The following is a 9199-nucleotide window of genomic DNA, read 5'->3' as shown; positions in this document are numbered from 1 at the left end:
CGCCGCGTCGGCCTCGGCCTGCACGTACGCCCGCGCCTGCGCCATCACCGGGTGCACCCGCAGCGCGGCCAGCACCTCCGCGACGACCGTCTCGTCCTCGATCGGGCCCGACAGCCGCTCGCGCAGCTGCGCGTCGGCCGGGTCGTCGCCGCGCAGCGCGAGCAACGTGGGCAGCGTCGGCACGCCCTCGCGCAGGTCGGTGCCCGGCGTCTTGCCCGAGTCGTCGCTCTCGCTCGCGATGTCGAGCACGTCGTCGCTCAGCTGGAACGCGACGCCGATCCGCTCGCCGAACTCGGTGAGCGCCGCCTCGACGTCGTCGCCCGCACGCGACGCCCGCGCGCCGAAGCGGGCCGACGTGGCGATCAGCGACCCGGTCTTGTCGGCCACCACGTCGAGGTAGTGCTGCAAGGCGTCCTCGCCCTCGGCCGGACCCACCGTCTCGCGGATCTGTCCCCGGACGAGCCGCGAGAAGGTCTCGGCCTGGATGCGCACGGCCTCTGTGCCGAGGGTCGAGACCAGCTCCGACGCCTGCGCGAACAGGTAGTCGCCGACGAGGATCGCCAGCGAGTTGCCCCAGCGGTCGTTCGCGCTCGGAGCGCCTCGACGCAGCGGGGCCTCGTCCATCACGTCGTCGTGGTACAGCGTGGCCAGGTGGGTCAGCTCGACGACCAGCGCCGACGGCACGACGTCGGGGTGGTCGGCGTCGCCCAGCTGAGCCGCCAGCACGACGAGGAGCGGACGGAAGCGCTTGCCCCCGGCGTTCACGAGATGGGCGGCCGCCTCGGCGATGAACGGATCAGGACTGTCGACGGCCGCGGCGAGCCGCGCCTCGACAGCCTCGACGCCACGGCGCACGCGCTCCTCGAGCTCCGGCTCGTCGAACGAGAATCCCAGCGACACGTCCCGGCTCCTGGTCACAGTCGGCTCAGCGCACGAAGGTTCCCGCGTGCTGAGCGAGGTCGAGCACCGGACCTGGGAGGATGCCCAGGACCATGGTGCCCGCAGCGGCTGCTGCGATGACCACCGTAGTCAAGACGCTGGGAAGTGCCACGGTCGGGCCGTCGCCGACGGGGTCGGTGAAGAACATCAGCACGATCACCCGCACGTAGAAGTAGGCCGCCACGGCACTCGTCAGCACGCCCGCGACCACCAGGGCGCCGTAGCCGCCCGACCACGCCGCGCTGAACACGCTCCACTTGCCGATGAAGCCGCCGGTGAGCGGGATCCCCGCGAACGACAGCATGAACAGCGCGAAGGACCCGGCCAGGAACGGCGACTCCTTGCCCAGGCCCGCCCAGCGCGACAGGTGGGTGGTCTCCCCGCCCGCGTCCCGCACGACCGTCACCACCGCGAACGCGCCGATCGACGAGACACCGTAGACGCCCAGGTAGAACAGCAGGCCGGAGACCGACGTGATGCGCTCGGAGTCGGCCACGTAGGCCCCGGCGAGACCGACCAGGAGGAACCCGGCGTGCGCGACGGAGGAGTAGGCCAGCATCCGCTTGACGTCCGTCTGCGCGATGGCGACCAGCGAGCCGACCACCATGGTGAGCAGCGCCACGACCCACAGCAGCGGCCGCCAGTCCCACGACGCACCGCCGAACGCGACGAACAGCACGCGCATGAACGCGACGAACGCCGCCGCCTTGGTGCCCGCGGCCATGAACGCCGTCACCGGCGTCGGCGCCCCCTGGTAGACGTCCGGCGTCCACTGGTGGAAGGGCACGGCCCCGACCTTGAACAGCATGCCGACGCTGATCAGGCCGATGGCCGCGAGCAGCAGGTGCTCGCCGCCGGTGCGGCTGGTCACCGCCGTGTCGATGTCGGCCAGGCGGAAGCTGCCCGCGTAGCCGTAGGCGAGCGCCACGCCGTAGAGGAAGAACACCGAGGAGAACGCACCGAGCAGGAAGTACTTGAGCGACGCCTCCTGGCTGACGAGCCGCCGACGCCGCGCCAGCCCGCACAGCAGGTACAGCGGCAGGCTCATGACCTCCAGGCCGACGAACATCGTGACGAGGTCGTTCGCCGACGCGAACAGCATCATGCCCGCGAGCGCGAACAGCAGCAGCGGGAAGGTCTCGGTGTGCTCGAGGCGCAGCCGGGTCGCCTCCGCCTCGCCCGCCGATCCCGGCGGGTCGACCGCGCGACCCGTGAAGGCGCTGAGCCCGCCGTCGAGCCGGCGCTCGGCGAAGAGCGCGAGGCTGAGCAGGGCGAACACGAGGAGCAGCCCCCACGTGAGCACGCCGGGCCCGTCGACGGTCACCGCGCCCTCGGCCACGGGGGTCCCGCGGCCGACGACGTCGCCGTCGACACGGTCGAGCGACACGTACACGCGGACGGTGTCGAGGAGTGCGGCGAGCAGGCCCAGGCCGGCCAGCACCGCCTGCGCGGTGAACCGCGTGCGCCGGGGCCAGAAGGTCTCCACGAGCACCGCGACCATGGCCACGCCCGCGACGACGAGCAGCGGGGACAGCAGCGACCACTCGATCGTGGGTGCGGCGATGTCGGGCCGGTCGGCCAGCAGCAACGTCGCCATCAGTGACCACCCTCCGTGTCGGTGAGCTCGCTCATCGGTGCGTAGGAGCCGGAGAACGAGATGCCGTCGAGGTCAGCCGGGGTGCGGGGCGCCGGGTCCCCGACGCCCACGTGGCTCACCACCTCGTCCACGGCCGGGTTCACGAGGTCGAGCAGCGGCTGCGGGAAGAAGCCGAGCCCGACGATCAGCACGACCGCCGGCGCCAGCGCCGCCACCTCGCGGTGGTCGAGGTCGCGCAGGTGCTCGACCTCCGGCTGCAGCGGACCGGTCATGGTCCGCTGGTACATGATCAGGATGTACAGCGCCGCGAGCACGATGCCGAGCGTGGCCAGCACCGCCGCCGGCACCGAGCGCGTGAACGTGCCCGCCAGCACCATGAACTCGCTCACGAACGGCGCCAGCCCTGGCAGCGACAGGCTCGACAGGCCGGCCAGCAGGAGGATGCCCGAGAGCACCGGCGCGACCTTCTGCACGCCGCCGAAGTCGCTGATGCTGGCCGAGCCGCGACGGGCGACCATCATGCCGGTCACGAGGAACAGCGCCGCGGTCGAGAGCCCGTGGTTGAACATGTAGAGCGTCGACCCGGCCGTCGCCGTGTGGGTGAAGGTGAAGATGCCGAGGATGATGAAGCCGAAGTGCGACACCGACGTGAACGCCACCAGCCGGCGGACGTCGTCCTGGCCGATCGCGAGCAGCGCCCCGTAGAGGATGCTGACGACCGCGAGCATGATGACGACGGGGCTGGCCCACTCCGACGCCCCCGGGAACAGCTCCAGGCACCACCGCAGCATCCCGAACGTGCCGACCTTGTCGATGATGCTGACCATCAGCACCGACGTCGCGGGCGTGGCGGTGCCGGCGGCGTCGGGCAGCCACGTGTGGAACGGGAACAGCGGCGCCTTGATCGCGAACGCCGCCATGAACCCCAGGAACAGGAGCCGCTCCGTGGTCGTTCCGACGTCGAGCCCCGACAGGTCCGACAGCAGGTAGGTCGGGTCGCCGGCACGGGCGGTGACGACGTAGAGGCCGACGATCGAGGCGAGCATGAGCAGGCCACCGACCAGGTTGTAGATGAGGAACTTCACGGCGGCGTAGGTGCGACCCGCGCCGCCGTAGGACCCGATGAGGAAGTAGATCGGGATCAGCGTGGCCTCGAAGAGCACGTAGAACAGGAAGGCGTCGGTGGCGCAGAAGACGCCGATCGCGAGCGCCTCCAGGACGAGCATCCAGGCGAGGTAGGAGTTGACGCTGCGGGCCGCGGGCAGGCGGTCCGCCCACGCGGCCAGCAGGACGATCGGCACGAGCACCGTCGTGAGGAGCACGAGCGTGAGCCCGATGCCGTTGACCCCGAGCGCGTAGTGCACCCCGAGCGGGCCGATCCACTCGTGCTGCTCGGTCAGCTGGTAGCCGCCCGCGGCGACGTCGAAGCGTGCCGTGACGTACAGCGCGAGCGCGAGCGCCACGAGCGACGCCGCCAGTGCGACGACCTTGACCGTCCGGGCGGCGGCGGCCGTGCGCGGCATCAGCGTGACGACCAGCGCACCGACGAGCGGGGTGGCGGCGAGGACGGACAGGATCATGCGAGCGTCACCGCCAGGAGTGCGAGCACCACGACGAGCGAGCCGACGAGGATGCTGAGGGCGTAGCTGCGGACGTAGCCCGTCTGGGGCGTGCGCAGGAACTGGGACGTGTCACCGAGTCGGTCGGCGAGACCGCGGACGAGGCCGTCGACGAGTCGCGCGTCGAGGAAGACCAGCACCCGCGTGAGGTGCCGCGTGGGCCGCACCACGAGCGTGTCGTTGACCGCGTTGCCGTAGAGCTCGTGCCGGCCGGCGCGGGTGAGCACCGAGACGTCGGCGTCGGCGGGCGCGGTCCCGGCGATCGGCGAGCGCGTGTACGTGGACCAGGCGAGCGCGACGCCGACCGCGACCACCGCCGTGACGATGATCGACATGCCCCAGGCGGGCACCGCGAGCTCGTGGTGCTCGGTGTGCCCGACCACCGGCTCGAGCCAGTGCTCGATCCAGCCGCCGAGCACGAGCACGCCACCGAGGACCGACAGGGCCGCGAGCACCACGAGCGGCACCGTCATCACGCGCGGCGACTCGTGAGGGTGCACGTCGTCGAGCCAGCGCTTCGGCGACGTGAACGTCATGACCATGAGACGCGTCATGTAGAACGCCGTCACGCCCGCGCCGAGCAGGGCGGCCAGACCGACCCAGAACGACTCCCCGAATGCCGCCTCGATGATCCTGTCCTTGGAGAAGAAGCCCGAGAAGCCGGGGAAGCCGATGATCGCCAGGTAGCCGAGCCCGAAGGTGGCGAACGTGACCGGCATGGCCCGGCGCAGCGCACCGTAGTGCCGCATGTCGACGTCGTCGCTCATCCCGTGCATGACCGAGCCGGCACCGAGGAACATGTTGGCCTTGAAGAAGCCGTGCGTGACCAGGTGGAAGATCGCGAACGCGTAGCCCGCGGGCCCCAGCCCGGCCGCCAGCATCATGTAGCCGATCTGGCTCATCGTGGACCCGGCGAGCGCCTTCTTGATGTCGTCCTTCGTGCAGCCGATCCCCGCACCGGCGAGCAGCGTGACCAGGCCGACCACCACCACCGCCGTCTGCGCGACCGGCGCCGCGTCGAAGATGCCGTTGCTGCGCACCACCAGGTAGACGCCGGCGGTGACCATCGTGGCCGCGTGGATGAGCGCCGACACCGGCGTCGGGCCCTCCATCGCGTCCAGGAGCCACGCCTGCAGCGGCACCTGGGCCGACTTGCCGCACGCGCCCAGCAGCAGGAGCAGCCCCAGCGCCGTCGCCACCGACTCGCTCGCCTGCCCCGCGACCGTCGCGTTCACCGCCTGGATCGACGACGTCCCGAGCTGGGCGAACATCAGCATGATCGCCAGCGCCATGCCGACGTCGCCCACCCGGTTCAGCACGAACGCCTTCTTGGCCGCCGCAGCCGCCGACGGCTTGTGCTGCCAGAACCCGATGAGCAGGTACGACGCCAGCCCCACGCCCTCCCAGCCGAGGAAGAGCACCAGGTAGTCGTCGGCCAGCACGAGGGTGAGCATGGCGGCCACGAAGAGGTTCAGGTACGCGAAGAAGCGACGACGACGCTCGTCGTGCGCCATGTAGCCGATCGAGTAGACGTGGATGAGCGTGCCCACCCCGGTGACCAGCAGCACGAACAACGCCGACAACGGGTCGAACCGGTACGCCATGTCGACGTGGAACGGCCCCGACGAGATCCACGTGAACAACGTGCCGGCCACCGACCGGTCGTCCTCGGGACGACCGAGCAGCTGCACGAACGCCACCAGGCCGATCACGAACGCGACCGCCGACGCGACCGTGCCGACCAGGTGGCCGACCCGGTCACCCTCCTTGCCCCACACGAGCAGGCCGAGACCGCTCACGAGCGGCACCACGACGACCAGCCAGACGAGATCGAGCACGCCCGCCCCCTAGAGCTTCAGCAGGCTCGCGTCGTCGACCGAGGTCGTGCGACGCGTGCTGTAGATGGACACGATGATCGCCAGCCCCACCACGACCTCGGCGGCTGCGACGACCATGACGAAGAACGCCGCGATCTGGCCGTCGAGGGTGCCGTGCTGGCGCGAGAACGTGACGAGCGCGAGGTTCGTCGCGTTCAGCATCAGCTCGACGCACATGAACACGACGATCGCGTTGCGGCGCACCAGCACGCCCACCGCACCGATGGTGAAGAGGATCATCGAGAGGGTCAGGTACTCGTTCACTCGTCCTCCTCCCGGCCCACGGCCCCGGACCCCCGCCGGGGCTCACCGTCCCGGCCCACGGCCCCGGACCCCCGCCGGGGCTCGTCCTCGTCGTCCTCGCGACGGAGCTGGCGCGAGACCACGTGGATGTCGTCGTCGAACCCGTCGCGCAGCTGCCCGCGCGCCACGATGCTCGGCGACACCGAGTCCGCCGCCGGGCTGCCGTCGGGCAGCGGGGCGGGGGTGTCGACCGCGTTGTGGCGGGCGAACACGCCAGGCGTCGGCGGGTTGCCGGGGTGGCGGCCGGTCGCCGCGTACTCCGCCATGCGGTCGCGCGCGATCTCGGCCTGGCTGCGCCGCGGCGTGAGTGCCTCGCGGTGGGCCAGCACCATGGCCCCGAGCACCGCCGTCACCAGCAGGGCCGCGGTGAGCTGCATCGCCACCACGTACGGACCGAACATCAGCGCGGCCAGCCCGTAGACGTTGCCGTCCTCGTTCGCCGAGCGCAGACCCGTCACCGGCCCCAGCGTCGTCTGCCCGACCGCCGTCACGAGCACGAACCCGAAGCCGAGACCGGCCACCGTGGCCGCCAGCCGCTGGCCGCGGATCGTCTCGGTCAACGACTCCCGCGACTCGACGCCGACCAGCATCAGCACGAAGAGGAACAGCATCATGATCGCGCCGGTGTAGACGATGATCTGCACCGCGAACAGGAACGGGGCGCCCTGCGCCGCGTACAGCACCGCCAGCCCCACCATCACGACGGCCACGCTGAGCGCGGCGTGCACGGCCTTGCGGGCGAACAGCAGCCCCAGGGCCGCCACCACCACGACGGGCGCGACGATCCAGAACGCGGTCACTCGGTCGCCTCCCCGTGCGTGACCTCGACCACCGGGAGCGTCTTGCCCGCGTAGTATTCGTGGTGGTCGTCGCTGATGAGCATGGCGTGCGGCGGCTCGACCATCCCGGGCAGCAGCGGCGCCAGCAGGTCGGACTTCTCGTAGATGAGGTCGGCGCGGTTGTCGTCGGCCAGCTCGTACTCGTTGGTCATCGTCAAGGCGCGCGTCGGGCACGCCTCGATGCACAGCCCGCAGAGGATGCAGCGCAGGTAGTTGATCTGGTAGACGCGGCCGTACCGCTCCCCCGGGCTGAAGCGCTCCCCTCCCCCGTCGGTGCCGTCGGAGGTGCCGTTCGACGCGCCCTCGACGTAGATCGCGTCGGCCGGGCACGCCCACGCGCACAGCTCGCAGCCCACGCACTTCTCGAGCCCGTCGGGCCAGCGGTTCAGCTGGTGCCGGCCGTGGAACCGCGGCGCCGTGGGCTTCTTCTCGAAGGGGTACTGCTCCGTGACGGGCTTGCGAAACATCGTGCGGAACGTGACGCCGAAGCCGGCGATCGGGTCCCACAGCGTCTCCTTCAGGCTGCCTCCGCCCTTGGTGTCGCTCATCGTCGGACGCCCTCCTTCTGGTTCCAGGTCTGGTCGGGCATCGGCGGCGTCGGGTAGGAGCCGCCACCGTCGTCGGTCGGCGCAGGCGCATCGACCTCGGTCGTCCGCCCGGGGTCGGACGGCTTCCGCTCGGGCAGGAGCAGGCTCACCAGCAGCACCGCGGCGGCCACGCCGGCCGCGACGAACAGCGTCCGCTGGTCGAAGGTGCCGTCGGTCATGCCCTTGCGGACGACGATGACCGCGACGATCCAGACCAGCGAGATCGGGATGAGCACCTTCCAGCCGAAGGCCATGAACTGGTCGTAGCGCATGCGGGGCAGGGTGCCGCGCAGCCAGACGAACAGGAAGATGAAGCCCAGCGTCTTGCCGAGGAACCAGAGCACCGGCCAGTAGCCCTCGTTCGCGCCCGGCCACAGCGTGCCGATGCCGAACGGGGCGCGCCAGCCGCCCAGGAACAGCGTCGTCGCGATCGCGGAGACCGTGACCATGTTGATGTACTCGGCCAGGAAGAACAGCGCGAACTTCAACGACGAGTACTCGGTGTGGAAGCCGCCGACCAGCTCGCCCTCGGCCTCCGGCAGGTCGAACGGGGCGCGGTTCGTCTCCCCGACCATCGCGATCACGTAGATGATGAACGACGGCAGCAGCGGCAGGACGTACCAGACGTCCTCCTGGGCGGCGACGATCTCGCTCGTCGACATCGTGCCCGCGTAGAGGAAGACGGTGACGAAGCTCAGGCCCATCGCCACCTCGTAGGAGATGACCTGGGCGCTCGAGCGCAGGCCGCCGAGGAGGGAGTAGGTCGAGCCCGACGACCAGCCGGCGAGCACGATCCCGTAGACGCCGATCGAGGTGACCGCCAGGACGTACAGCACGGCGACCGGCATGTCGGTGAGCTGCAGCGGCGTGACGGTGTCGGTGAACGGGATCCGCACCTCCGGCCCGAACGGGATGACCGCCCAGGCCAGGAAGGCGGGGATGGTGGCGATGATCGGCGCCAGCACGTAGACGACCTTGTCGGCCGCCTTGACGACGATGTCCTCCTTGAGCGCCAGCTTCACGCCGTCGGCCAGCGACTGCAGGAGTCCGAAGGGTCCGTGCACGTTGGGGCCCACACGGTGCTGCATGCGCGCCACCACGCGGCGCTCGAACCAGATGTTGAACAGCGTGTAGACCACCAGGACCACGAAGACCAGCAGCGCCTTCAGCGCCACCACCCAGAACGCCTCGTTGCCGAACGCCTCGCTCATCGCTGGTCGCCTCCCGCCAGCAGACGGACGGTGGAGCCGTGGTCGGCGCCCAGGGTGCCGCGCAGGTGGACGCCGTTGTTGCCGGGGGCCCACACGACGCCGTCGGGCAGGTCGGCCACCTCGGCGGGGAACGACGCGCTGCCGAGGTCGGTGGCGATCGTGGCGACGCCGCCCGGCTCGACGCCGGCCGCGGCCAGCGTCGCGGCCGAGGCCTTCAGCACCGCGCG

At 70.8% G+C, this 9199-nt stretch carries 9 protein-coding genes; all 9 read right to left on the bottom strand.

Going from position 1 to position 9199, the window contains the following annotated elements:
• Positions 1-900 (bottom strand): polyprenyl synthetase family protein (locus tag NH339_RS15830; RefSeq protein WP_253026994.1); only part of this gene is annotated, 900 nt, incomplete at its 3' end.
• Between the two features lie 25 nt (positions 901-925).
• A complete protein-coding gene (gene nuoN / locus NH339_RS15825) occupies positions 926-2536 on the bottom strand; it encodes an NADH-quinone oxidoreductase subunit NuoN (protein WP_253026993.1) in 1611 nt (536 codons plus the stop codon).
• Entirely contained in the window at positions 2536-4116 is a 1581-nt protein-coding gene (locus tag NH339_RS15820; RefSeq protein WP_253026992.1) for an NADH-quinone oxidoreductase subunit M, read from the bottom strand. The genes nuoN and NH339_RS15820 overlap by 1 nt, the downstream gene beginning before the upstream one ends.
• A complete protein-coding gene (gene nuoL, locus NH339_RS15815) occupies positions 4113-5993 on the bottom strand; it encodes an NADH-quinone oxidoreductase subunit L (RefSeq protein ID WP_253026991.1) in 1881 nt (626 codons plus the stop codon). Before nuoL ends, NH339_RS15820 begins: the two co-directional genes overlap by 4 nt.
• 9 nt (positions 5994-6002) lie before the next feature.
• Positions 6003-6296, bottom strand: a complete 294-nt coding sequence (gene nuoK, locus NH339_RS15810; protein WP_083516221.1) for an NADH-quinone oxidoreductase subunit NuoK — start codon at positions 6294-6296, stop codon at positions 6003-6005.
• Positions 6293-7135: an NADH-quinone oxidoreductase subunit J gene (locus NH339_RS15805; RefSeq protein WP_253026990.1), complete on the bottom strand. Its 843-nt coding sequence runs from the start codon at positions 7133-7135 to the stop codon at positions 6293-6295. Before NH339_RS15805 ends, nuoK begins: the two co-directional genes overlap by 4 nt.
• Entirely contained in the window at positions 7132-7722 is a 591-nt protein-coding gene (gene nuoI / locus NH339_RS15800) for an NADH-quinone oxidoreductase subunit NuoI (RefSeq protein WP_253026989.1), read from the bottom strand. Before nuoI ends, NH339_RS15805 begins: the two co-directional genes overlap by 4 nt.
• Complete coding sequence (gene nuoH / locus NH339_RS15795; protein WP_253026988.1) at positions 7719-8972, bottom strand: NADH-quinone oxidoreductase subunit NuoH; 1254 nt, start codon at positions 8970-8972, stop codon at positions 7719-7721. Before nuoH ends, nuoI begins: the two co-directional genes overlap by 4 nt.
• Positions 8969-9199: hypothetical protein (locus NH339_RS15790; protein WP_253026987.1), on the bottom strand; the 231-nt coding region annotated here is incomplete at its 5' end. The genes nuoH and NH339_RS15790, both read right to left, overlap by 4 nt.

Source organism: Aeromicrobium sp. CnD17-E (assembly GCF_024124745.1).
GTDB lineage: Bacteria > Actinomycetota > Actinomycetes > Propionibacteriales > Nocardioidaceae > Aeromicrobium.
Note: the sequence above shows the minus strand (reverse complement) of the source record. Positions and strands in the feature narration are given on the sequence as shown.

Coding starts and splice junctions, on each gene's coding strand:
- nuoN (WP_253026993.1), bottom strand. CDS start 2,536: ATGGCGACGTTGCTGCTGGCCGACCGGCCCGACATCGCCGCACCCACG.
- NH339_RS15820 (WP_253026992.1), bottom strand. CDS start 4,116: ATGATCCTGTCCGTCCTCGCCGCCACCCCGCTCGTCGGTGCGCTGGTC.
- nuoH (WP_253026988.1), bottom strand. CDS start 8,972: ATGAGCGAGGCGTTCGGCAACGAGGCGTTCTGGGTGGTGGCGCTGAAG.
- nuoI (WP_253026989.1), bottom strand. CDS start 7,722: ATGAGCGACACCAAGGGCGGAGGCAGCCTGAAGGAGACGCTGTGGGAC.